This is a genomic window from Ruegeria sp. BHSB064 (assembly GCF_059613205.1).
In genome coordinates this window covers 23226-46843 of record NZ_JBXWSB010000019.1, presented here as the reverse complement: position 1 = coordinate 46843, position 23618 = coordinate 23226, and the positions used below count along the sequence as shown (strand labels likewise).

Genomic DNA, 23618 nt, shown 5'->3' with positions numbered 1-23618 from the left:
ATGCTTGCTTGCGGTGCTGTGTCTTCAGCGGAAATGTGCAATACGGCCGCCCAACCCAAAATCCCGGGCTCTGCTAGCCTTTAAACGCGCATTGTGGTCATTGCGAGCTCAACCTTTTATTCGCCTGTGGTCAGGGTCGTAAGGCGAAGGCGGGATGACCTGTGCCGTCACAAGATCGCCGAACAGGTCGAGCTTCATCGTGCTGCCAATCTCGGCCAGGTCAGGGTTTACGAAGGCGTAAGCAAGGTTTAAGCCAACCCGATGCCCCCAATCGCCCGAGGTTATGGTGCCGACGACGGTATCACCTTGCATCAACGAAGCTCCACCGTGGGCCGGTGCGTGGGTTGTGTCGATCTTCAAAGTCACCAGCTTCTTGCGCGACCCTTTCGCCTTTCGCTCAATCAAGGCGTCCTTGCCGATGAAGTCGCCTTTGTCCAGCCTGACGAAGCGGTCCAATCCCGTTTCGAATGGGTCGAACTCGGTCAACAGGTCCGCTTTCCAATGCAGGAACCCTTTCTCCATCCGCATGGATTCCACCGCGCGGGCCCCGAACAGCTTCAGGCCGTGTGCCTCACCGGCCTTACGCAGCGCCAGATAAGCGGCATGGAGCGAAGCGTTGGGCACATGGATTTCAAAGGCCAGCTCACCCGAGAAGCTGACTGCCATGACGGTTGCTGGGGCAAACCCTACGAAGCATTCACGTACTGATAGCCAGGGGAAGCCTTCTTTCGACCAATCGCCGCGGGAACACGCGGCAAGGACATCGCGCGCCTTGGGACCGGCCAGAACAAGGATCGTCAGGTCGTTGGTCAGAGAGCGTATCTGCACATCATCGCCATCGCGCAAATGCTGGGTCAGCCAATCCATATCGTGGTACTCACTCGCCGCTGCCGAGCCATACCAGACCCGCGCAGGGCCGCGATCGCTGGCGGGGATGTTGGCCACGGTGGCCTCGCATTTGACCATCCCATGATGGTTCAGCAGATATCCAAGCCCCACACGTCCAGTGCGTTTCGTGACAGTGCCGCAGAACATGCGGTCGAGGAAGGCGTGGCGATCCGTACCGGTGATTTCAAACCGGTTGAATCCGTTGACCTCGCATAGGCCGACATTCTCCTGCACGTTCCTGATCTCAGCAGCGACCACGTCAAAGGCTTCGTCAAAGTTAAAGGTCAGGCTGGGGTGAAAGTCCTGTGTGGGTTTGATGTAGTCGACCCGCTCCCATCCGTTTACGACGGTGAACTCGGCACCTTCGGTGGCCAGAACCGGCGTCAGCGGCGTGGTCTTGGCCGGGCGACCCGCCGGGCGGTGTTCATGCGGAAAGTGGAAGCGGAATTCGTTCTGGTAATCCTCGATTGCCTTCAGCGAGGTCAGCTCCACATTTGCATGCCCGGTAAAGCGGCGTGGATCGAGGCACCAGGTGTCATAACACGCCTCGCCATGAACGATCTGTTGCGCCAGCAACCAGCCGTGCCCGCCGCCTTCGCCCAGACCGGCGCGCAACCCGATGATGCAGAATGCGTTGCGCTTGCCGGGGATCGGACCGACCAGCGGCGCGCCGTCGATGGTGTAAGTGATTGGGCCATTCACCACGGATCGGATGCCGGTTTCGCGTAAGGCGGGCATACGTTCAAACGCACCTTCCAGCACGTCCATGACCCGATCCAGATCATCAGGGCAGAGTGCGTTGACAAAGTTCGGATCAATCCCGTCCATCCCCCAGGGTTTGCAGTCCTGCTCATAGAAACCAACCAGCAGACCGCCCTTTTCCTGACGGCTGTAATAGTCGCTGATCGGGCAGCGCAGCAGCGGCATGCGATGGCCTGCCTCAGCGATGCCGGGAATGTCTTCGGTCAGGAAATACTGGTGCTCCATTGATGCGACGGGGTGATGCACCCCCATCATCGCGCCCACTTCGTTGACGCGGTAACCGCAGGCGTTGACTACAATGTCGCAATCAATGTCGCCGTTTTCGGTATGAACGGTCCAGGTGTCGTCCTTGTGCTGCGTCAGCGCGGTCACAGGCGTGTTGCGATAGACCTCGGCCCCGGCCTTGCGGGCGTGATAGGCCAGCGCCTGGCACAGCTGCGCCGGGTCGATATCTCCATCCAGCGGGTCCCAGAGCCCGCCCAGCAGATTTGTGGTCGAGATCAGCGGATGGCGGTGGGCGCATTCCTCGGCATCGATCACCTCGAACGCGACACCCATGCCGCGGGCCATCGAGGCAAAGTGGCGATAACCCTGCATCTGCGCCTCGGTATTGGCGAGGCGAATGCCACCATCGGCATGGTGGTAGTTGATCGGGTATTCGGGGTTTTCCGATAGCTTCTTATACAGGTTGATCGAATGCGTCTTCAGCCCCACCATGGTCTGGTTCATACCAAAATTGGTCACTTGGGCGGCGGAGTGCCAGGTCGTGCCGCTGGTCAGCTCATTGCGCTCGACCAGAACAACATCGCCCCATCCCTCCTGTGTCAGGTGATAAAGCGTTGAGCATCCGGCAATGCCTCCGCCGATGACGACAACCTTGGTGCGGGATTTCATGCGACGCGAGCCTCCGAAAGACAGTTTGCGAGATAGGCCCGCAGATTGGACCGCTTCGCAATAAGCCCGGCATTTATTCAGAGGAAATCAAACTCTAAATTCGATTTTTTCGAGTTTTTATCGAGGTCATTGTAATTGCATCGGTTAAGCTTCTTCTATCGGCGTTGAGGCGCGACCGAAGGAGCAAGCATGGCAGGGCAGCGTGGAAAGCGAGGGGGCCGTCGCGAGCGGCTGGCGCAGCGCGCCGCAAAGCCCGCGATTGATCCTTGCCCGCCCGGCCAGATTGGTGGCGTCTACAAACCACTCAGCGACGCGGATCTGCATCGCATTTATGATACTGCACTGGATCTTCTCGAAATGCTTGGCGTGGGCGAAGTACCCGAGCGTCTGCAAGCGGATCTGTTGGCCATCGGTGCGATTGACAATGGCAAGGGGCGCATCCTGTTTCCGCCCAAGCTGGTGGAAGAGGCCATTGATCAGGCCGCAAAGACGTTCATTCTGCATGGTCGGGACCCGGCCCGATCCATCGAAGTGGGCGGCAATAAGGTCTATTTCGGCACAGGTGGCGCGGCGGTTCAGACGCTGGACATGGACAGCGGGATTTACCGGCCTTCGACATTGCAAGATCTGCACAACTTCACCCGGCTACAAGACACACTGGCCAATGTCAGTTGGTACACCCGTTGCTGCGTCGCCACCGATGTGCCGGACAATTTCGATCTGGACGTCAACACCGCCTTTGCGCTGATCAAAAACACAACCAAACCCACGGCGACCTCGTTCACGTTGGCCGAATATGTGGCCCCGATTGTCGAGATGCTGGACATCGCCGCCGGTGGACCGGGAGAATTTGCCAAGCGTCCCTTCATGAAGGCGCATATCAGCCCGGTAATTTCGCCCATGCGCTATGGCGAGGATGCGGTGGATGTTGTCTATGAGTGCATCCGGCACAATATCCCGATTTCGTGCATCACCGCCGCACAGGCAGGGGCGACCGCGCCTGCCACGCTGGCCGGATTTCTGGCACAGTCGCTGGCCGAAACGCTGGCCAGCCTGCTCATGGTGCATGCGATCCGGCCGGGTTATCCGATGGTCTTTTCAAACTGGCCGCTGGTGATTGACTTGCGCACCGGCGCGTTTTCGGGAGGCAGCGGGGAAACGGCTGTGCTGAATGCGGCTTCGGCGCAACTTTCAAACTGGCTGGGCCTGCCGTCAGGAGTGGCCTGTTCGATGACAGACGCCAAGGCCATCGACGCGCAATATGGCATGGAGAAAGGTATCACCTCTATGGCAGCAGCGCTGGCCGGGGGGAACTTGATCTACGAAAGTTCGGGCATGACCGCATCCTTGCTGGGGGCCAGCTTTGAGGCATTTGTGCTGGATGACGAAATGCACTCGAACACCTACCGTGCTCTGCGGGGGATCGAGGTGAGTGATGAAAACCTGGGCTTTGATGCGATCTGCGATGCGGTTCTCGGTGACGGGCATTTCCTGGGAGGGCAGCACACCTATGCGGCGATGGAACGAGACTATTTCTACCCGTCACTCGCCGACCGCGATGAGCCGCGCACATGGGCGGAAAACGGTGCGCAAGATGCCTGGGCCCGTGCCCGACGCCGGGCGCAGGACATCCTTGACGAACACCACCCGCAATATCTGACATCTGACCAGGAACGCCAAATCCGTGAGCGGTTCAACATTCTGATCCCGTAGTCAAAAATGTTGTTTGGCAGGGTCAGCCCGGTCAGGTGATTAGCCGGAAACTTTCGGCCAGCCAGGCTCTGTTTTGAGTTTGCTGGGATATGGCGTGTTCGGTGATCAGGGCCCGCATCTTGCTATCCACCAGTTCCAGCAACGACCGGGAACAATCAGGTGTCGCGACAATGGCCAAACTGCGCGAAAAACTCTTGCCGGGAAAGCGATGCATGCTGAGGTTCTGCTGAAACCGTTTGGCGCGGGAAAACAGCAATGGTGTTGTGATGGTCCATCCCGCCCCGGCTGCGACCATCGCCATCAAAGTCTGGTTGTTGCTACATTCGAAATTGGACGAAGGGGACAAACCAAGACGGCGCATCTGCGACTCGATTTGCCGTGCAATGATCAGATTGCCCGAGAATCTCAGAAAAGGCAGGCTGGTTTGGCCTTCTACGACATTGGCCGCAAGTTCGTCACACCCCCGAGGCAGCACCACAACAAACGGATCGCGCAGCAACGGTCGTTCCTGCAGGTCGCGCATGCGTTCATTCAAAGTGGTCGTGATCCCCAGATCAAGATGCCTGTCACGCAACATGTCTGTGATCGTGTGACTTGAGTCCGTTTGGTACATGAAATTGCAGCTTGGCATGTGTTGCGACAAGAATACGGCCAGTTCCGGCATGATGTCGCTGTCGAAATCTTCGATTGACCCGATGCGTAGCAGGCTTGCTTCGGCAATGCTGCCGGCCGACGCTTCGGCCTTGGCTTTGCGAATGGCGTAGAGGGCTTCGTCAATGTTGCGCAGGAAAACTTCACCCTTTGGTGTCAGCACCATGGGCCTGCGCGCGTGGTTGAACAACTCGACCCCCAAATGGTCTTCGAGATTGCGCAGATGATGCGAGACCGTGCTGATGGTCAAGCCGGTTTGCTTAGAGGCCGCCTGGAGCGATCCTTTCTGCGCGCAGATCTGAAACAGTTCCAGCCATTTGAGGTTTAGATCCTTGGTGGTTGAATGGCGAGGCATTGATGTTGTTCCGTTTGGCCTGTTGGAGATGTCGTCTTGCTTCGAATTTATACTAATAAAGTTACTATTTTCTCGAAATGATTGGCGATTCTTTCTGCGTGATGCTTTATGAGTGCGTTTTCCAAATTGAAAAAAACCCGCGGCATTCAGACTCGGAGAAGGGTTTAGCACCTGATCTCGTTTCCTTTTCAATCTGGACAGGGCCTGCGAGAATACCGTGCCAAAAGAGCACATCACAACAGCGGTCACAGTGGGTCGCCGCGCCTTGAGCTTATCGAACATATTCCTGACGGGTTCCGTTTTCGGCCGCGCGACAACAGCTGAGAGGGCAAAATGAAGCGGTGGGGATATTTCCAGCCCGTTCCAATGACCTTGATGGGCTGGCCTTCTAATATGACTTTTGACCTTCCCGAGTTACATTTTTGGGATGCAAAAAAATGTTGACCGAGCTTATGGGTTGTTTTCGTCGGCAGTGGCGGTTGTTCTGTTGCTGGGCACGATGGTTGTTATTCTGCTGGCAACGGCCAGCTTTCTCCGTCAGACAACTGACGTGCTGCTCGGTGCAGGATCCGGTGTATCATATGAAGATCTGCAACAGCTTTTTGCCTTGCTTTTGGGAGCGGTCATAGCTCTTGAACTCGCCCATTCCGTGCATCTGATGGTGACAGGCAGCAAAGGGTATGAGCAGGTTCGGATCGTTTTGATGATTGGTATTCTGGCCGTTGTCAGAAAGCTGATTGTTATGGAAATCGATCAGGTTTCGGCCCTTTTGGTCTTCGGTCTTGCCGCTGCAGTGCTTGCATTGGGTATTGCTTTTGGCGTTTTGCTCTGGATTGATCGAACGACAACGGACGATACAGATTAGACGCTGCGTGCCGCAGTGTTCATGACATCCGCTGCACAGCTGCGCACGGGCGGCTCATTTCTTGATCGAGTCCCGGATAGATGCGACCAGATCGTGCAGATGCGAAATCTCACTCAGCAGTCCCAGACGAATGAGTTCGGAAAGGGCCTCGTTCGTAGTGGGAATGTGATTGGCTTTTCGCCATCCTTCAGCTGCCGCGAGAAGCTCGGCATCCAGTTCAATCAGATAGGTGGTGGCCGCTGACGTTGTATCGGACGCGATGCTATGCTGGTCGCTGATGTCTGACGGCTGACTTACGTCGGTAGGCACGTCTGTTTCCTCTATGCAGCAATGGGGCAAAGAGTAATTCGGTTTTGTCAAACCCGGTAGTTGTGGTGATCCACTAAGTAGTTTTACTTACGCGCAGATACTAATTTCTACTCTGTCATCCTGATCAGATCTGCAATTCCACGTGCCTGCATTTTCTCGCGAATACGAGAGCGATGAACTTCAACCGTGCGGCGGCTAAGGCCCAGTTCGCTTGCGATCTCTTTGTTCAGTTTGCCCTTTAACAGCAGTTGCAGAACCTGCCGTTCGCGGTCGGTCAGTTTTGACAAGCGTTCTTCAACAACCCTTTTGGGTACCGCCGACGCCGGATTCAGCGAAAAACTGGTTTCCGCAGATTTGATTGCCTCAAGGATCTGTTCGACCGGCGGTGGTTTCTCAATAAAGTCCAATGCGCCCAAACGCATGGCCTGAACTGCAAGAGGAACGTCGCCATGTGCAGTTATCACGATGACGGGGCAACGCGCATCCATGTCGTTGAGGTGTTTTAAAAGCTCTATTCCGCTTATGCCTGGCAACCTGAGATCCAACAGAACACAGGATATTTTGTGTTGGTCAAACTGCTTCAAAAACTGTTCGGCTGTTTCAAACGGTTCTGTCTCATAGCCATACGCCCCCAAAACAGCACAAAGCGAATGCAAGACTGATGTGTCGTCTTCGATAACATAGACCAACATCTCATTGCGTGAGGGTGTCATAGTTTTCCTCATTCAGTGGCAGGCTGAAAACCATGGTGGTGCCGACATTCGAAGGTGCAACCCAGATACGACCGCCATGTGCCTCAAGTATAGAACGACACAGCGACAGGCCAATGCCCATTCCCATTGTTGTTGACGCGCGCAGGGGTTCAAACAGAAACTCTTTTATCTCATCCGGTATTCCGGGGCCGGAATCCCGAACCGTGACCTGTACCTGATCGCCTACTCTTGCAGTTTGGATTGTCAGGTGATGATTTTGATGCGCCTCCATGGCCTGCAAACTGTTGCGCACCAGGTTGAGCACCACTTGCGACAACTGCACCGGATCACCGACGACTTTGGGTAAACCATGATCCAACTGCGTTGTGACGTGCAGGTCCGGCAGATCGTTTGCAACCAATGCCAGATCCATGCCCTGTTGTATCACCTTGTTGATGTCGATGAGATCCGTGTTCAGATCGCCGCTGGAAATAAAGTTGCGGATGCGGTGTACCAGCTCTCCGGCCCGGGCGGCTTCCGTCACAGCCAGTTCAATATGGCTTTTGGCCGGTTCAGGGATTTCAACCTCTGCCCGGACCAGTTCCTGACGGCAGGCGTTCACGTAGTTTGACACAGCTGTCAGCGGTTGATTGAGTTCATGAGCAATGGCCGACGCCAACTCACCCATCGAACTGGCACGCGCGGCATCAAGCAGCGCATGACGCAATTTGATTTTTTCGTCTTCTGCTTTTTTTTGAGCCTCCAGCGCGACCTGTTCGTGTTCTAAACTGTTCAGCGCAAAAAGCGCCCGTCTGAGGATACGCAGTGCATCATGATCCAATGCGTCGAAGGGTTTGCTTTGCCCGCGTCTTTCTTCGCTCCAAAGCGCAAAAGACCCTCGGGGAGACAGACGGGTTGTACCGTTGTCTGCCAATGTCTCAAACTTCTCCGGTTTTCCAGCCCAACTGATTGTCTGGACATACTCGGTGCGCAGAAAAACAAGGTAATCTTTCCCGTCGTCGGACAGCTCCAGAAAAGCTGCGCCTGCCGCCTGTCCGATCTGCTCTTTGTCCAGAAACGTTGTGGAAGACAGACGAGAGCTTGTCGCGATCCCATCTGAACATTTGGCGCGCAACGGTTGAAAATCGATTGCCTGTGCGGGCACGTTTCCGGCAGTTATTGTTTTGCCTCGTAGCACCAGAATAAGTCCGCGTGCGTCGATCATCTGCATAAGTGCTTCAGCTTGTTCCGCGACAAGATCAGCGAGGGCAGATCCAACTCTGGCCCTTTGTTCGATCTGAAAAGCGGTTTTTTCAGCGGTGATGCACTTTTTGAGCTGATTGGTGTTTTCGATGCTTTGCAACAGAGCTGAGGTGGTGCTGGCAAGAAGCTCGGCAAATCGCAACCGGCTGGAAGACACGAGACGTTTGCCATAGTGGTGACAAGCCACCAGCCCCCAAAGTTCGTTGTTGGTCACAAGCGAAATCGACAGGCTGGCACCAACACCCATGTTATTTAGATATTCGACGTGCACCTGTGCCACTGCGCGCAGCTTGGAATAGGTCAGATCAAGTGGGCGCGCAGACGTATCGCTTGCCACTTCGCCGGTGCGCGAGACGATTGGGATACGTTCGCCGTTAATGTCCGGAATGGTACGGATGACATTTAAGGTAAAATGCCGCCGCGCAGGATCTGGGATGTCCGACGCCGGATAGTGCAGGCCCAAGAAACTGTCTGGTCTGTTTGTGCTTTCTGCAATGACTTCGCCGTGCTTGTCCTCGGCGAACTTGTAAATCATGACGCGGTCAAACCCCGTGACGTCCCTGATCATTTTGGCGCTTGCTTCGGCGAGTTCGACCAGAACACCAGGTTTGACAAGCTCGGAAATAATACCCTGCCGCAAGACCTCGTCCTCCCACACAGCGGTGGGCGCAGGCTCGGGAGCGACGAATTCGAGTATGATATAGCCGTTATACTTGTGCGGAAAACACTCGACCGGCAAGGGGCCACCCGGCCCATTGTCCAAGCAGAAAAACCATGGCTTCAGAAGTTCCGGGTTTGACGGCTGCAACGGCAATTTTAGCAGATGTCGCGTATTCTCTTCCCCGATCAGATCGGACACGTGTTTGCCCAAAATGGCATGGGCAGGCACGCCCACGAAGTGTTCCGTATTCAGGCTTGCATACTCGACCTGAAGCGTTTCTCCGGAAAGTGCAACAAGAGCGCCATGGGGTTGGACCGCGCCGATCAAGTGGATCGGCTCACGATCACAAGTGCTGAGATCGACACCATCCGCCATCAGATGGATCCTCCTTGGCTTCTTTTGTCCAATGGCGAGAGCCACTTATCCAAAAGACGAAATGTGTCTCTTGCCCCGGAAATCAAATCATCAAGCGCTTTGTCGCTGACCCGCAACTGGTCCAGATATGTCAGGGTCATGTTCCATCGGGTGCGGCCTTCGGTACGACACCAGTCCCAGTACCTGCGGCCATGATTATTGTCTTTGGAAAGCAATTTTTCAGCGGCCTTGTTTATCAGCGCCCCACCCATTGTGGCGCCCTCGACCACGTATAACACTCCGCCGACCGTGTTTGGTGTCACGACCCTGGCGATGTCCTGGCATTTGGGGTTTGTAGAAGCGGTGCCGCGATAAGGGTCCAGATCAATCATGTCCTGTGCAATCAAATCAGCCCGTTTCGCATACTCAAACGGCGTCAAACCGGGACCACCTGATCCGAGCGCCTCAATAACAGCTTCATCCAACGGTGCGTAGAACCCGTGCAGGCGCTTGATAAGTGCATAGTAGTCAGAACGCCGGATAGAGCCATCGAGTAGCGCGGCAAAGGTGATCTGTTCGTGCAGCTTGTTGTGCAGGGCATCCGTCTCACTGCGCAGTATCGCTCGCAAGGACTGGCCGTCCAATTCTGACAGAGATATCAAACGTTTTCCTCCGGTCCGTGCGAATGGTTGTTCACCCGCTCCTACTTGATTGTGTTCAAGCCTAAAGCAGGTTCGGTCAGGTCGAAACCAAACAACGTTGAATCTACCGTGGTGAATTTCCATTGCAAAATCAACGCGACGCCAAGTGTTCAATTTGAAAACACCGGCGTTCTAAGTTAAGGCTTGGCCATACGGCTAAAGGAGAAACAGCGTTGTGAATAGTTCAGACGCGGGTTTGTTGGCCCAATTTTCGGAACTCGATGCAGGTTTGTTGAAATCCCTCTTGACCCAGGCAGCAGACCTTTTGTTGCTCATCGATCCTGACAAGGTGATTACGGATGTCTCAGGCAATACCCAGCTGATTGAGCGTATCGATGCCCTGACGTGGAAGGGAAAACCGATTTTCGATATTCTGCCTGATGGCGCAAGGCAGGACTTCTCGAGGCTTCTTGCCGGCGAGGAGCGAGGCCCTGAGGTTGGCGAGTGCATCGTACGCCACAGCACCAGCGACGGGCGCGCTGTTACCATTGCCTTCGCGCCAGCCGTCAAAGTGGGGCGTACCGTTGAGGTAGTGCTTGGACGGGATATCAGCAAGGCGTCGGCCCTGCAGGATCGGTTGGTCGAGCTGCATCAGATTATGGGCGAAAAGCTGGAGGCGCAGAAACAAGTCGAGGCTGAATACAGGACATTGTTCAGCGTCGGGTCCGAACCCATTTTGATCGTCAAAGGGGCGGTCGCGGCAATTTCGGATGTCAATCCCGCTGCGGCGCGTCTTCTGGGGCGGCACGCTGATGAATTGCTGACACAGCCACTTTCGGCCGTCTTTGACAAATCTGAACACAAAGAACTTAAGGCTCTTGTCGCCGCGGTCGTACGCACGAATGCTGCGGCATCATCGCAGCTGCGACTGGCAGAGGGTCAGGACGTCCTCGTGCATGCGTCTCCGGGGTTTGGCCGCAGTGAAGCAGTCATCCTTCGGTTAGGTGTGGCCCCTTCAACAGCAGGGCAAATGTCGGATGAAGATGTTGTGTTGGAGTTGGTCCGTTCTGCCACAGAAGGCGTTGTTGTCACGGATGACGCGGGGCGCATAGTTTGGCAGAATAAAGCGTTTGAGAGTCTGGTGTCATTCAGCGCGTCCAATTGGAATGCACCAGAGACGTTGGGCAGTTTCTTCGATCCGGCAGATTTGGATTTTGCATCCGTTCTGAAAGTTTTGCGCGACAACCCACATATCAGATCTGTACCCGCAAATATTACACGGCCAAATGGGCAAACCCTGGAAGTAGAGTTGTCCGGTTCAGTTGTTCCGAATACTGCGCCTCGCAGACTGGGGTTCATCATCCGAAACCTGACGACCCGGGTCACGAGCCAAGATGCCACGACCACCCCGGACTCATCAATTGAAGCGATGCTCAGTCGGATCGGAAAATCGCCACTGCGAGAGCTCGTGCAGCAAGAGACAGCGGTTCTGGAGAAAAATCTGATTCTGGCGGCATTGAAGCTGACCGGAAACAACCGAGCCGCGACAGCGAAGATCTTGGGGCTCAGCCGGCAGGGGCTTTACAGCAAGCTTGATCGCTACGGTGTAGGTGCGGATTGATTTTTTTCCGGGATCGATGACCGGACCAGAGAGACAAAAAGATCTGGGGCTTCTTCATGCGCAAGATGTCCCAGGTCGGGAAACTCGATGAGCTTCGACTTGGGTATGGTCGGCTGTATGTATGCTGTGCGGTCTGGAGGCACGGCCTGATCGTTGAGCCCAACTGCAATTTCAACATTCGTCTTTGATTGCGCCATGGTTTGTTTGAAATCGCGTAGCGACCATTGCGCCATCATAAACAGAGCCCCCTGAACATGGCTGCGGTCCTTCAGCAAACGTGCATAAAGCTCCAATTGTTCGTCTGGGATTTGCGAACCAGTTGACGCAATCAGACGCCGGGTCCGTGTCAGAGCGTCTTGGCCCAAGGTGAACAGCCAGGGTGTCAGAGGGTTCAAAGCCAGCGATTTTGCAATCAGCGGGAAAAATACGCCTGCCAAACCGTCAAAATCGGAAAAGGCCGGGTTTATTGCCAGAATCGACCGGGGCCGGTTTGCGTCGTCCAGATGGTGCTCGCAGAGTTGCAACGCAACGGCCGCACCAGCGGAATGCGCGACCACCCTGTCCGGCAGCCAGCCTTCCTGCTGGCACAAGGCGGCGACATCTGCGCTCATATGGTTCAACCCGCTACGATTGCGTGCGCCAAGTACGGTAAACCCGTGTCCAGGCAGGTCGATGGCCACAACATGGTGATCCTTCACCAGTTCGCACATCAGGGCGTTCCAGCTATGGGTCGATGCTCCGGCGCCATGCAGGAACAAGACGGTCGGGCCCGTGCCAGACTCTTGCACATGCCACCGATGTGGCGCGCAGACAACGCGTCGAGACCATGCATTGTGCGGCCAGGTGGGAAGATCGCGTTGCCAGTCCATCGCTCAGGTGTGGATCGCGGCTTCAATCGCCTGCGTCAGCCCTGTCGTTGTCGCGCGGGGCAGGGCTACATGATCTGCTCCCATCCGAATTGCGAGGCTTTGCAGGGCCTTTTGAGGGCGAACGGCAGTGTCGAGGACAACGCTGCGAACCTTCGAGACGCGCAGCCAATCGGCGGTGTGTTCAGCATCTTCGGTCGCTTTCTGCCGGTTGCGTTGGCCATCAAGTGCCACATTTGCACGTCCATCCGTCAGCAGGATCACGGTTGGCGTCATGCCGCGCTTATGGGCGCTGCCCGCCATGATGCCTGCACATTGCAACCCGTCGGCCAACGGCGTCGCCCCGCCACCGGGCAGGGCAGCCAGCCGTCTCTTTGCCAGTACCAAAGACCGGTTCGGGGGCAGAAGGACATCAGCCGAGTCATTGCGAAACCCGATCAGGGCCACGTGATCGCGATGAGAATAGGCGCGTGCCAGTAGGTGCTCGACCGCGCCCTTGGCCTCGTTCAAGCGCGCACGTGCGGCTGATCCTGAGGCATCGACAAGGAAGATCAGTAGCCGTTCGGTCTGGGTCTCAAACCGTTTCAGGCAGATATCGCTGGGCAGCACGCTGACATGGCCCTCGGAGGCGCGGCGCAGTTTCTGCCAGGGCGCTGCCATGCGAAGCGTGGCGATCAGGTCAACCCGGCTGCGCCCGTCCGGTCTGCGGCGGCGCGGTGCGATGGGCCGTCCGCGCTGTTTTGCAATCCGCGCATCCCCAGCCCCTGTTCCCGTGGCTCCGGCCCGGCGCAGGGCTGATTGTGGCAGAATCCCTTCGGGTAAGGCGATCCTCACGGCTTCGACCAGCACGTCCTGATCGGGTGTACTGTCTGATGGAGAAGAGGGCGCTGGCTGTTCGGGAATGGGCGCTTCGGCTTCGGGTTCCGGGGCGGGCAGGCAGGTCGCACGATGCGCCAGAACCAACGTGGCCGCGATTTCCAGGTCTTCGGTTTCCACAGACACGCGCCCATTCAGGGCTGCGTTGCACCGAGCGGCTTTCAAAGTAAGTGACGGTGCGCGTAGGCTGGAGATGCCCAGCCGTGCAGAGAGATGCACAAGGGTCGAAATGTCCGATGCCGTTGCCTGAACGGCTGGTAGCAAAGCACGCGCATGCGTAAGTTCTTCGGTGTCTATGGCGGGCGGATCACACGCGCGCAGATCCGTCAGATCTATGCGCAAGGCCAGGCGGTCGGACAGAGTGGCAGTTAGTGTTTCCTCGGGCTCGGCCCCTTCATCGCACGCAATGAGGCAGGAATGATCTTCGTCCAACCGGCTAGCCAGCTTTGCGGCCAGTTCCGAAGGGCAGCGTTCCGCCATGCAAAGGTGATAGGCCGCCGGTCGGTCCAATAGCCCTTGGCGATTGACCGGCTGTCCCTGCGCAAGCGTTGCAGCAAAATCCATCGAAGCAAATAGCTCGGCATCCGTCAGCGAGGGATGCAGCCGCTGGTGTGGTAGGCCCAGATCAGGCAGTGTTGCCAAACAAACATCGCGCGCTGGTCCGGCGCGCGCGCGCAGAACGATCCCGCCCAGCCCAACCGGGTCGACGGCGAACAGGCGCAGGCTGTGCCAGACTGGCGCCCAAGGATCGGGCGAGGGTGTCATCCCAAAACCTCATCCAAGGCACGGCGGACGCGAGCGACCGAACCGGCTTCGTCCATCGGGTCGCGGCGCAGGCGGTGGGCCAAAGCGATCGGTGCGATACGACGGATATGCCGCCGCGTGACCGAGGCTGCGCCTTCGTAAGCTGCAAGCGCACGACAGGCGCGGACAAGGGTGAGTTCGCCGCGCAACCCGTCCGAGCCCAGCGTGATGCACAGTTCCGCGCAATCGCGTAGTTCGCGCTTGCGGACTTTGATGTCAGGTAAGGTATCGCGCGCGGTCAGGATGGCTTTGCGCACACGGGTATCCTCGCGGTGCCATTTCTTCAGGAACTTGTCGGGCTGCAATTCGAACGCATCCCGGCGCTGTACCACCTCGACCCTCTGGTCGATATCATCGGGGGATCGCACCTCGACCGACAGACCGAACCGGTCCAGCAGTTGCGGCCGTAACTCGCCTTCTTCGGGGTTGCCGGACCCCACCAAAACGAACCGAGCCGGATGACGGATCGATAGCCCCTCGCGCTCGACCACGTTCTCTCCGGTCTGGGCCACATCCAGAAGCAGATCGACAAGGTGATCTTCCAGCAAGTTGACCTCATCAATGTATAGATACCCCCGGTTTGCTTGCGCCAGTAGGCCCGGTTGAAAGGCTTTCTCGCCACTCACCAAGGCCCGTTCGATGTCCAAAGCACCGGTCACCCGGTCCTCGGTCGCGCCCAAAGGCAGGTCGACGACGGGGGTGGGATAGTCGAGAATCTGTGCATCCTCAGCCACTTCGGCCCAATCCGGGCAAGCGGGCCGTGTCGCGGATTGCACCGGGCAGCCTTCGACCACCGAGATCGGTGGCAGCAAAGCTGCCAACGCGCGGACGGCGGTGGATTTACCGGTGCCCCTGTCGCCAAAAACAAGGACTCCGCCCAGTTTCGGATCAATCGCCGTCAGGATCATGGCGAGTTTCATCTGATCCTGACCAACAATTGCGGAGAATGGAAACGCGTGCGTCATGTGTTGTCCTGACCCTCCTTCAAGACCACCGGGTGCTTCCCTTCCCAGTGGCCGGCTTCGTTTATGACGTCGAACCTTGCGTAAAGCTCTTCGCGGAACCAATGACCTTCGCGCACCGCTTTCACGGCCTCGGAATGCGGGCCGGGGTGTCGGGCGAAGGCGGCCATCGATCCGGTATCTGGCCAGATCGAGAACGTGATTTGATGGAGGAACGGAACCTCTCCCAACCCAACTTTCATCAGCACATCCGAGTTCGCGCCGATCATCTGGCTGATATCCGGCACCCTGCGCCAGAACCGCAGCAGGATCTTCGGCTTCAGCGTTGCGCGCGTGAGTGCTGCGGTGAGCGACCCGGTGGGCGTCGGGCTGTCGACATGGAAGGGATTCTGCCCTGACCACGCGCCGCGGGATGAGATCGGGCGCAGGAACACGGTCCAATGTTCGCAAGCATGCTTGCGATACCATCCAAACGGGCTGGCGGATTTCAGGCGGCTTTGCGCCGTGTGTTCATCCGGCCAGACACATAAAACAGCCCAAACGGCGGTATTGGGGCGCGGCGTGAACCCTTCGCCGGTGCCAGAGCCGCAGAGCTTCCAGAATTCCAGTCCACTGAGTCGCGATAATGGCCAGCGCGCCAAACCCATCATGGCAAAGGCACCGAGACGGCTGAAAATGCCGTCAAAACGAAACAGGCTCAGGGTTGCGACTTGAATGATCGAACCTCCATAGTGTCAATTTAGATTGACATATTAATGCCAAAACCGGAAGACTTTTGATGGAGTGTGTCAATTTAAGTGAACAGATTGGACCGCTAACACATGACTCGCCTTGATGCGCAGCTCACACAAGACGCGATCCCTGTTGGGGATGACCGGTCTCATGCCGTGGTGATCGGCGCGGGATTGGGCGGTTTGGCAGCGGCGATGCGGCTGGGGGCAAAGGGCTACCGCGTGACCGTTCTGGACCGGCTGGATATGCCCGGCGGGCGTGGCTCGGCCATCTGGCGCGACGGGCATCGGTTTGATCTGGGCCCGACGATTGTGACCGTCCCTGAGGTGTTTCGCGACCTTTGGGCAGATTGCGAGCGCGATTTTGACAAGGACGTCAATCTGGTTGCGCTGGATCCGTTCTATGAAATCCGCTGGCCGGACGGATCGAAATTCGCTGCGCGCCAAAGTGCTGAGGCCATGGAGGCGGAGGTCGCGCGCCTGTCACCGGGCGATGTGAAGGGCCTGCACAAGTTCCTGAAAGACAGCGAGGCGCGCTATCTTTTTGGCTTCGAGGATCTGGGCCGTCGGCCCATGAACCGACTTGCGGATTTGATTAAAGTTCTACCGACCTTTGCCCGGATGCGCGCGGACCGCTCTGTCTATGCCCACGCGGCGCGGCGGTTCAAGGACCCGCGTCTGAGAATGGCGTTCAGCTTTCATCCCCTGTTCATTGGCGGAGACCCGACGCAGGTAACCTCGATGTACATCCTGGTCAGTCATCTGGAAAAGGCATTTGGTGTGCACTACGCCATTGGCGGTGTCGCGGCGATTGCCGAGGCCATGCGCAATGTCGTCCGCGATCAGGGTGGGCTGGTGCGTCAGAACGCAGAGGTGGACGAGATTCTGATCTCTGGTGGTGCGGCCCAAGGCGTGAAGCTAACCTCCGGAGAGGTGATCAGCGCAGATATCGTCGTCTCGAATGCTGATCCGGGCCATACCTACACCAAGCTTCTGCGCAACACCGGGCGCAAACGCTGGACCGATGCGCGGCTGAAGCGCACCCGTTGGTCGATGGGTTTGTTCGTCTGGTATTTCGGAACCAAAGGCACACGCAAGCTGTGGCCCGATGTTGGGCACCACACGATCCTGAACGGGCCACGCTATCGCGGGCTGATCACCGACATCTTCCAAAAGGGCCATCTGGCTGAGGATATGAGCCTCTATGTTCATCGCCCGTCACTGACTGACCCGACAGCGGCACCAGAGGGGGATGACACTTTTTATGCGCTCAGTCCCGTGCCACATCTGGGTCATGACAGTTCTGTTGATTGGGCAACTCAAGCAGAGACCTATCGCCAGCGTGTGCAGGCGGTTCTGGAAGAACAGCTTTTGCCCGGATTGGGTCAGCACCTGACAGCGTCCGAGGTATTCACTCCGGATACGTTCCGCGACCGCTACTTGTCACCTCTGGGCTGCGGGTTTTCGATTGAGCCCCGCATTCTGCAAAGCGCATGGTTCCGCCCGCACAATATCAGCGAAGAGGCCAAGGGCCTGTACCTTGTTGGCGCAGGTACGCATCCCGGCGCGGGGTTGCCCGGCGTGGTCAGCAGTGCCGAGGTTTTGGTAAAACTCGTTCCCGATCCGGTGGGTGTGCGATGATTGATCCGCAGGATATGCAATTCTGCCGGGATGCGATCCGGCACGGGTCGTTGTCCTTCCACGCGGCCTCCAAGTTGCTGCCAGCGTCAGTGCGCGACCCGGCGCTTGCGCTTTACGCCTTTTGCCGGCTGGCAGATGATGAGGTCGACCTGAAAACCGAAAAAGCCGCCGCCGTGTTGATGCTGAAAGAGCGGTTGGAGCAGGTATACGCGGGTCGACCGCGCAATGCCGCGCCAGACCGCGCGTTCGCAGCTTTGGTTGAAGACTATGACATGCCCCGCGCCTTGCCTGAAGCTCTGTTGGAAGGGCTTGCCTGGGACGCGATGGAGCGGCGCTATGACGATATCTCGGACCTGATCGCCTATTCGGCCCGTGTCGCAAGTGCGGTGGGTGTCATGATGTCTGTGCTCATGGAAGAGCGCAATGCGGATGCTCTGGCCCGGGCCTGCGATTTGGGCGTCGCGATGCAATTGACCAATATCGCCCGCGACGTGGGTGAAGACGCACGCGAAAACCGCTTGTACGTGCCCTTGAAATGGCTTGAGCAAGAAGGGGTCGATGCGGACGCTTTCCTGGCAAATCCTCGTGCAGAGCCAGGCTTACGCATCTGTGTTTCGCGTCTGCTAAAACACGCGCAAGACCTCTATCAACGTTCTGAAGCCGGGATCGCAGAACTGCCGTTGCGCTGTCGTCCCGGCATTTACGCGGCGCGTTTTGTTTATGCCGGAATCGGTGGGCAGGTGCGCCGGGCAGGGTTTGACAGCATCTCGCAACGGGCGCGGACCGGGAAGGGTCAGAAGCTTGGTTGGCTGATGTGGTCACTGTGCAGAACGACTTTGAGCGCTGTTGCACCCCGATCCGCACGTCTGTACGCTCGGCCCTTGCCTGAAACCGCCTTTCTGGTCGATGCCGCCGCGCATGACCAACCTACGCAAACCGATTGGAGCGATACGTTGTACACGGCCTTTGCCCAGCTACAGACCTCCGAAAACGCACGGCGGCAGCGCGCTATGGCCTCAGTACGGACGCATGCAAGATAATGTTTATTCTTTACTTTTCAATCTTTTTCGCAGCCTGCGTAGCAGCCGGGGCAACCGGTGGGATGTTCCCGCCGGGTCAGTGGTATCGTGACCTGCAAAAGCCCTCCTGGACACCGCCGAACTGGCTGTTCCCGGTCGCATGGACCTCGCTTTACATCTGCATGAGCTGGGCCGGGGCGCGTGCCGCTGTGGCTGGCGACGCAAGTCTGGCACTGGCATTGTGGGGATTGCAGATCGCCATCAACACGCTGTGGACGCCGGTTTTCTTCGGATTAAGAAGGTTGCGCGCCGGGATGGTTGTTCTGGCCGCGCTGTGGGTGTCGGTTGCTGCAACTCTGCTGGCCTTGTGGTCGGTTGACACTTTGGCCGGACTTCTGTTCGTGCCCTACCTGATCTGGGTCAGCGTCGCTGCGGCGTTGAACTGGTCGGTGTTGCAGCTGAATCCCGAGGTTGCCAATAATCCGCCCCCGATCGAAACCTAAAACCGCCAGCGTGCCCGGCGCGGAACGCGCACAGCCAGAATCGGCTTCAACAAAGGTGAACGAAAACGGCGCAGGTCCAGCGCCTCATAGACACCAACGGTTTCTTCACCGTCCAACTGGGTGCGCACCATGGCGCGCGAGTAGAAGGGTGCATCCAGCATGTTCATCACTTGATGCGGGCGAAAGCCATCATCCGCCCGTGTTTCGCGCCGAACGGCCCAGAGGCTGCGGTTCAGCCGTGCCTTGGGGGGTAACACAGTGGTTTTCGATACACCACCGTCGGCGTCAAAGGACACGGCTTGGCTCAGAGCCGTACCATCCAGCCTTTGCGCGTCGTAGAAACAGGTGCTGCCTTCAGCGGTCGGGAAGCGACCCCATGTCCAGTATGAGAAGTCGTCTTCCAACGCGCGGGTTCCGAAATTTGCATCGAAATACCCGTGCCCGGTCCACTGCCAGCCCCTGGCCGTCAGATCGACATCGATCCGGGCCGTCGGTGCAAACGGACGCCAGATATGGGCGTTGTCCGGGGTAAGGGGCAGCTCCACATCGGTCAGAGCCGTCGGCTCAAGAACCACCTGTCCGCGCACCGGCGAGATCATCGGCGGAGCCCCGATCTCATTGATATCGATGATCAGCTTGTCGCCGTCCCAATGCAGGGACGATGGGCCTACGATCATACTATCGCGCGTTAGACGCAGGGCCGAACGCCCCCGGTCCGTCATCGTGAACCGCCCGCCGGGGCCGTAGGTCGCCACATTGATGCAGACATGGTTTTCCGGGTCTTTGCGCCCTGACCAGCGATACCACGGCGAAAAGACCGAACCGATGAAAGCTATGATTGAGATTGCCCGGCTCTGATCGTCGCTGATCCCGTCGACATACCACCAGGCATAGCCGTTTGGCGGGACGTTGAGGGCGAAGTTTGGTCTTGTATGATCGTCTCGACCACGTGCCGGGCGGAGAGCGCAGCCATCGGCAGCCCCGCTCCCGGGTGCGTGCCGCCGCCCACCAGATACAGGCCCTTGATCGATGTCCGTGCCCGTGGGCGTTTCAGCGCGGCCGTCAACCCATGCGGACTCTGCCCGTAAAGCGATCCGCTGCTCTCGGGGAACAGAGCCTCGAAATCCGCAGGTCGGGTCAGTGTAGCCGGCCCCGGCAGAGGATCGAAGGTCAGATCGAAGCGGCTTAGAAAATCGAAAGTCCGTTTCTGACATATTTCAAACTCCATTGCTGGCGCGGGACCGGTGCCAAGTGGCGGTGCATTTAGAATGATCTCAAAGCGCTCAGGGACGCCGGGCACGCGCTGGGCGTGTGGCCCACGGTCCTGTGCACAGACGTAAATTGATTGTTGGCGCGGAAAGAGACCTGCCTGCAACTCCTGAAACTCGGGCGTGCCCGGTTCGGTGAAAAAGACGTTGTGATGAGACAGGTCCGGACCGCTTGGAATCGCGTCGAAACTCCAGACTGCGGCAGACAGGCTACGATTGGCTTTCAGGGTTTGCGGCGCGACACCGGTGACATCCTGTCCAAGCGCGCCGTTTGCAAGCGCACGGGGATCACCGTTGAAGATCGCCAAATCTGCCGGGACTGTAGTTTGATCATCCAATGTTACCTTTTTAACCTGTCCCTCTTCGCAGTCGATCGACACCACACGGCTGTTGTAAAGAAACTGAATGCCATGCCTTTTGCAAAGACGCTCCAGAGCATGTGGTAACGCTTGCATTCCGTCCTCGACACTCCAGACTCCAGCAGCTTCGGCCTGCCAGATCAGGCTTAGCAGGGCAGGGGATTGATGCGGAAGGCCACCCACGTAAGTTGCGTAGCGACCAAATAATTGTGCCAGACGATTGTCACTGAACCGCCGCGACAACCGGCTGCTGAGACTGCGCAGAGGAGATATGGCGGCAAGCAAAGACGGGTGACGCAATACCATTGCGCCCAGAGAAAGAGGGGATGGTTCCGGTTTCTCCATCATCGATTGATCCAAGGTCGTGAACAGAGCTTTGGTTTCCCGATGGAATTGCCGGAACTCTTCTTCGACTTTTGGGCCTGCAAAGTCTGAAATGGCCCTGCAGTTTGCTTCATGCCTGTCATGCAGGTCTAAAACAGAACCATCCTGCCAGAAATGGCGGGCAAGTATGGGCAGTTTGATCAGGTTCAGGTGATCCTCGAACCTTTCTCCAAGAGCCCGGAAAACGTCATCAAAGACATGCCGCAGGGTCAACACTGTAGGGCCGGCATCTACTGGGCCGCTGTCGGATGGAAAGGTTCTGATCTTTCCTCCCGGGCTGGCATGTTGTTCAAGAACCGTGACATCGAAACCGGCCGCACAAAGCCTGGCAGCACTGCACAGGCCGCCTATACCCGCGCCGATAACAACCGCACGGCGCGCAGGTGGATGTTTAGGGTTCATAAGGAATTGTTGACTCAAGACACATAACTGTCCAGTGTAATTTACACAATTGTGTCAATTAAACATTTCACTTGGGTGGAGCGAGGAACTGCGTATGGAACTGAAGACGAGGATCAACGCCGCCATCACCCAAAGTCTTGTGCGCACTCGTGCGAAACCCGCGCCGACTCAATTGGCCGACGCCCTTGACTATGCTTGCTTTCCGGGCGGCGCTCGGGTGCGCCCGACGATCCTAATGTCCGTGGCCCTGGCCTGCGGCGATGACAATCCAGCTGTCACGGATGCGGCTGCTTCGGCGTTGGAGATCATCCATTGTGCCAGTCTGGTCCATGACGACTTGCCCTGTTTCGATGACGCCGATTTCCGGCGGGGCAAGCCGTCGGTTCATTGCGCGTTCTCTGAACCACTGGCGGTGCTGACCGGGGACAGTCTGATCATTCTTGCGTTCGAAATCCTGACCCGGGCGGCCTCGCATGATCCCAAGCGCGCATTGGCATTGCTGGAGCTGTTGGCGCAACAGACCGGAATGCCCAATGGTATTTGCGCCGGGCAAGGGTGGGAAAGCGAAGCGTCGATTGACTTGGGTGCATATCATCGATCCAAAACCGGTGCGCTGTTCATTGCAGCAACTCAGATGGGGGCTGTCGCGGCGGGTCACGAAGCTGAACCCTGGTATGAATTGGGGGCTCGGATCGGAGAAGCTTATCAGGTCGCAGATGATCTGCGGGACGTTCTTTACGACGAAAAAACGCTGGGCAAACCGGCAGGCCAGGACGACTTGCATGGACGCCCCAGCGCGGTGGATCAATTCGGTGTTCAGGGTGCCATTCAGCGGCTAAATGACATTCTTAGCGGTGCGATTGCCTCGATCCCTTCGTGCCCGGGAGAAGCCATTCTGGCAAAACTTGTGCGTAAACAGGCTGAGGCGTTGACCCCGGTTACACCGGCTGTCGCGAAAGTCTGACGGTGGACCGGTCGTCAGACACTGTAACCCGACCTTCGCTGGGAACGCGGTTCGGTCGACTTCTGGCACGTTCCGATTTGCAGTCCTTGGCGATGCGCTTGCCGATTGCACGCTGGATGGCCAAACGCGACGGCGCGGATATTTTTCATGTCGTTCAAGGGTTTGTGTCCAGCCAAGTCTTAATGGCTCTGGTTGAGCTAAAGGTTATGGAACATCTGGCAGATGGGCCCATGACCGCCCGCCAATTGGCGCTTCGGCTTGGGGTAGACACGGACCGTTTGGCGGTTTTTCTTCACGCAGGCGCGGGACTTGGGATATTGCGGTCTCGTCGGGATGGGTTTTACAGCCTCTCACGCAAGGGGGCGGCGTTGCGCGGTGTCCCTGGTCTAACAGAAATGATTCTGCATCATCGCGCTTTTTACCAAGACCTTGAAGATCCGGCGGAGTTTTTGCGTGACGGGTCAGACACCGCCCTGTCCCGTTTTTGGCCCTATGTCCACGATGCGTCCAAAGTTGGGGAGGAAGAGGCTGCCCGTTACTCTCATCTGATGGCAAGCAGTCAACGTCTTGTGGCCGAGGACACTTTGCGCCAGGTGCGGTTGACCGGGATACGTCACCTTCTTGATATTGGTGGTGGCAGCGGCGCATTTCTGGCTGAAGTTGCGCACCGGTATCCCAAAATTAAGCTAACCCTGTTTGATTTGCCCGAAACCAAAGACTCGGCGGCAGTACATCTTGCTGACGCTGGATGTCTTGATCGAATTGAGCAATCAACTGGCAGTTTCATGTATGATACATTGCCCGACGGGGCGGATGCCGTCAGTTTGATCCGTGTACTTTACGATCATTGCGATGAAACGGTACATGCTCTTTTAGCCAAGGTTTATAAAATTTTACCCCCCGGTGGGCGGATAATTGTTTCCGAGCCTATGTCAGGTGGAAATCGGCCTGACCCAATCACCGACGTCTATTTCGCACTGTACACGCTGGCTATGGGCACCGGTAAAACCCGGTCTGCGGCATGCATTTCGGATATGCTGACCGGTGCCGGATTCGACACGATCTGTCATCCACGCCCGTTACGCAGCTACATCACCTCGGTCGTAACAGGGGTGAAGTCAGGATAAAGTCTGACACCCAAAGTGTCAGTTTAAGTTGACAGATACTTAC

Annotated in this window: 20 protein-coding genes; 8 read left to right on the top strand and 12 right to left on the bottom strand. The window is 57.3% G+C overall.

The window, feature by feature from the left end; all coding sequences use genetic code 11:
- Positions 1-108: 108 nt before the first annotated feature.
- Positions 109-2544 carry a GcvT family protein gene (locus AC2FNU_RS06995; RefSeq protein WP_496786490.1) on the bottom strand — a complete coding sequence of 812 codons (2436 nt, stop codon included), beginning with the start codon at positions 2542-2544 and terminating at the stop codon, positions 109-111.
- A gap of 189 nt (positions 2545-2733) precedes the next feature.
- On the opposite strand from AC2FNU_RS06995, the gene AC2FNU_RS06990 reads away from it, so the two are divergent.
- Entirely contained in the window at positions 2734-4257 is a 1524-nt protein-coding gene (locus tag AC2FNU_RS06990; RefSeq protein ID WP_496786487.1) for a trimethylamine methyltransferase family protein, read from the top strand.
- 31 nt (positions 4258-4288) lie between these two features.
- Here AC2FNU_RS06990 and AC2FNU_RS06985 read toward each other — a convergent pair whose 3' ends face one another.
- A complete protein-coding gene (locus tag AC2FNU_RS06985) occupies positions 4289-5263 on the bottom strand; it encodes a LysR family transcriptional regulator (protein WP_496786484.1) in 975 nt (324 codons plus the stop codon).
- A gap of 427 nt (positions 5264-5690) precedes the next feature.
- On the opposite strand from AC2FNU_RS06985, the gene AC2FNU_RS06980 reads away from it, so the two are divergent.
- Positions 5691-6128, top strand: coding sequence for a phosphate-starvation-inducible PsiE family protein (locus AC2FNU_RS06980; protein ID WP_496786482.1), 438 nt, complete (start codon positions 5691-5693; stop codon positions 6126-6128).
- A 54-nt stretch (positions 6129-6182) separates the two neighbouring features.
- Here the strand turns inward: AC2FNU_RS06980 and AC2FNU_RS06975 are convergent, their stop codons facing one another.
- From AC2FNU_RS06975 to AC2FNU_RS06960, 4 genes are all read right to left on the bottom strand, one after another.
- Positions 6183-6437, bottom strand: a complete 255-nt coding sequence (locus tag AC2FNU_RS06975) for a hypothetical protein (protein ID WP_496786480.1) — start codon at positions 6435-6437, stop codon at positions 6183-6185.
- A gap of 107 nt (positions 6438-6544) precedes the next feature.
- The gene (locus tag AC2FNU_RS06970) at positions 6545-7150 is read right to left on the bottom strand and encodes a response regulator transcription factor (protein ID WP_496786478.1); all 606 of its coding nucleotides are present in this window, start codon (positions 7148-7150) and stop codon (positions 6545-6547) included.
- The gene (locus tag AC2FNU_RS06965) at positions 7131-9428 is read right to left on the bottom strand and encodes an ATP-binding protein (protein WP_496786476.1); all 2298 of its coding nucleotides are present in this window, start codon (positions 9426-9428) and stop codon (positions 7131-7133) included. The genes AC2FNU_RS06970 and AC2FNU_RS06965 overlap by 20 nt, the downstream gene beginning before the upstream one ends.
- Positions 9428-10069, bottom strand: a complete 642-nt coding sequence (locus AC2FNU_RS06960; RefSeq protein WP_496786474.1) for a biliverdin-producing heme oxygenase — start codon at positions 10067-10069, stop codon at positions 9428-9430. The genes AC2FNU_RS06965 and AC2FNU_RS06960 overlap by 1 nt, the downstream gene beginning before the upstream one ends.
- A gap of 214 nt (positions 10070-10283) precedes the next feature.
- On the opposite strand from AC2FNU_RS06960, the gene AC2FNU_RS06955 reads away from it, so the two are divergent.
- Positions 10284-11669 carry a PAS domain-containing protein gene (locus AC2FNU_RS06955; RefSeq protein WP_496786472.1) on the top strand — a complete coding sequence of 462 codons (1386 nt, stop codon included), beginning with the start codon at positions 10284-10286 and terminating at the stop codon, positions 11667-11669.
- Here the strand turns inward: AC2FNU_RS06955 and bchO are convergent.
- Genes bchO through crtA form a run of 4 tightly spaced genes read right to left on the bottom strand, consistent with a single transcriptional unit; the run spans position 11648 to position 15878 of the window.
- The gene (gene bchO / locus AC2FNU_RS06950) at positions 11648-12538 is read right to left on the bottom strand and encodes an alpha/beta fold hydrolase BchO (RefSeq protein WP_496786468.1); all 891 of its coding nucleotides are present in this window, start codon (positions 12536-12538) and stop codon (positions 11648-11650) included. The two genes, AC2FNU_RS06955 and bchO, sit on opposite strands and share 22 nt — an antisense overlap.
- Positions 12539-12541: 3 nt before the next feature.
- Positions 12542-14176 carry a magnesium chelatase subunit D gene (locus AC2FNU_RS06945; RefSeq protein ID WP_496786466.1) on the bottom strand — a complete coding sequence of 545 codons (1635 nt, stop codon included), beginning with the start codon at positions 14174-14176 and terminating at the stop codon, positions 12542-12544.
- On the bottom strand, positions 14173-15180 hold the full coding sequence (bchI, locus tag AC2FNU_RS06940; protein ID WP_496786464.1) for a magnesium chelatase ATPase subunit I: 1008 nt from the start codon (positions 15178-15180) through the stop codon (positions 14173-14175). Before bchI ends, AC2FNU_RS06945 begins: the two co-directional genes overlap by 4 nt.
- Positions 15177-15878, bottom strand: coding sequence for a spheroidene monooxygenase (gene crtA / locus AC2FNU_RS06935; protein WP_496786507.1), 702 nt, complete (start codon positions 15876-15878; stop codon positions 15177-15179). The genes bchI and crtA overlap by 4 nt, the downstream gene beginning before the upstream one ends.
- Before the next feature lie 120 nt (positions 15879-15998).
- On the opposite strand from crtA, the gene AC2FNU_RS06930 reads away from it, so the two are divergent.
- Genes AC2FNU_RS06930 through tspO form a run of 3 tightly spaced genes read left to right on the top strand, consistent with a single transcriptional unit; the run spans position 15999 to position 19071 of the window.
- Positions 15999-17549 carry a phytoene desaturase gene (locus AC2FNU_RS06930; RefSeq protein ID WP_496786462.1) on the top strand — a complete coding sequence of 517 codons (1551 nt, stop codon included), beginning with the start codon at positions 15999-16001 and terminating at the stop codon, positions 17547-17549.
- Complete coding sequence (gene crtB, locus AC2FNU_RS06925) at positions 17546-18589, top strand: 15-cis-phytoene synthase (RefSeq protein WP_496786460.1); 1044 nt, start codon at positions 17546-17548, stop codon at positions 18587-18589. Before AC2FNU_RS06930 ends, crtB begins: the two co-directional genes overlap by 4 nt.
- Positions 18589-19071: a tryptophan-rich sensory protein TspO gene (gene tspO / locus AC2FNU_RS06920; protein ID WP_496786458.1), complete on the top strand. Its 483-nt coding sequence runs from the start codon at positions 18589-18591 to the stop codon at positions 19069-19071. Before crtB ends, tspO begins: the two co-directional genes overlap by 1 nt.
- On the opposite strand, the gene crtC is transcribed toward tspO, so the two are convergent.
- Together crtC and crtD are read right to left on the bottom strand one after the other, a co-directional pair.
- Positions 19068-19898 carry a carotenoid 1,2-hydratase gene (crtC, locus tag AC2FNU_RS06915; RefSeq protein ID WP_496786504.1) on the bottom strand — a complete coding sequence of 277 codons (831 nt, stop codon included), beginning with the start codon at positions 19896-19898 and terminating at the stop codon, positions 19068-19070. The genes tspO and crtC overlap by 4 nt on opposite strands.
- Positions 19899-19903: 5 nt before the next feature.
- The gene (gene crtD, locus AC2FNU_RS06910; RefSeq protein WP_496786457.1) at positions 19904-21484 is read right to left on the bottom strand and encodes a 1-hydroxycarotenoid 3,4-desaturase CrtD; all 1581 of its coding nucleotides are present in this window, start codon (positions 21482-21484) and stop codon (positions 19904-19906) included.
- Positions 21485-21578: 94 nt separating this feature from the next.
- On the opposite strand from crtD, the gene AC2FNU_RS06905 reads away from it, so the two are divergent.
- A complete protein-coding gene (locus tag AC2FNU_RS06905; protein ID WP_496786456.1) occupies positions 21579-22448 on the top strand; it encodes a polyprenyl synthetase family protein in 870 nt (289 codons plus the stop codon).
- A gap of 92 nt (positions 22449-22540) precedes the next feature.
- The gene (locus AC2FNU_RS06900) at positions 22541-23575 is read left to right on the top strand and encodes a methyltransferase (RefSeq protein WP_496786454.1); all 1035 of its coding nucleotides are present in this window, start codon (positions 22541-22543) and stop codon (positions 23573-23575) included.
- Positions 23576-23618: the final 43 nt, after the last annotated feature.

Bases quoted from the DNA above. Each gene is read 5' to 3' on its own strand.
- AC2FNU_RS06995 (WP_496786490.1), bottom strand. From the start codon at position 2,544: ATGAAATCCCGCACCAAGGTTGTCGTCATCGGCGGAGGCATTGCCGGA.
- AC2FNU_RS06990 (WP_496786487.1), top strand. From the start codon at position 2,734: ATGGCAGGGCAGCGTGGAAAGCGAGGGGGCCGTCGCGAGCGGCTGGCG.
- AC2FNU_RS06985 (WP_496786484.1), bottom strand. From the start codon at position 5,263: ATGCCTCGCCATTCAACCACCAAGGATCTAAACCTCAAATGGCTGGAA.
- AC2FNU_RS06980 (WP_496786482.1), top strand. From the start codon at position 5,691: ATGCAAAAAAATGTTGACCGAGCTTATGGGTTGTTTTCGTCGGCAGTG.
- AC2FNU_RS06970 (WP_496786478.1), bottom strand. From the start codon at position 7,150: ATGACACCCTCACGCAATGAGATGTTGGTCTATGTTATCGAAGACGAC.
- AC2FNU_RS06965 (WP_496786476.1), bottom strand. From the start codon at position 9,428: ATGGCGGATGGTGTCGATCTCAGCACTTGTGATCGTGAGCCGATCCAC.
- bchO (WP_496786468.1), bottom strand. From the start codon at position 12,538: ATGGACTGGCAACGCGATCTTCCCACCTGGCCGCACAATGCATGGTCT.
- AC2FNU_RS06945 (WP_496786466.1), bottom strand. From the start codon at position 14,176: ATGACACCCTCGCCCGATCCTTGGGCGCCAGTCTGGCACAGCCTGCGC.
- bchI (WP_496786464.1), bottom strand. From the start codon at position 15,180: ATGACGCACGCGTTTCCATTCTCCGCAATTGTTGGTCAGGATCAGATG.
- AC2FNU_RS06930 (WP_496786462.1), top strand. From the start codon at position 15,999: ATGACTCGCCTTGATGCGCAGCTCACACAAGACGCGATCCCTGTTGGG.
- crtB (WP_496786460.1), top strand. From the start codon at position 17,546: ATGATTGATCCGCAGGATATGCAATTCTGCCGGGATGCGATCCGGCAC.
- tspO (WP_496786458.1), top strand. From the start codon at position 18,589: ATGTTTATTCTTTACTTTTCAATCTTTTTCGCAGCCTGCGTAGCAGCC.
- crtD (WP_496786457.1), bottom strand. From the start codon at position 21,484: ATGAACCCTAAACATCCACCTGCGCGCCGTGCGGTTGTTATCGGCGCG.
- AC2FNU_RS06905 (WP_496786456.1), top strand. From the start codon at position 21,579: ATGGAACTGAAGACGAGGATCAACGCCGCCATCACCCAAAGTCTTGTG.
- AC2FNU_RS06900 (WP_496786454.1), top strand. From the start codon at position 22,541: ATGCGCTTGCCGATTGCACGCTGGATGGCCAAACGCGACGGCGCGGAT.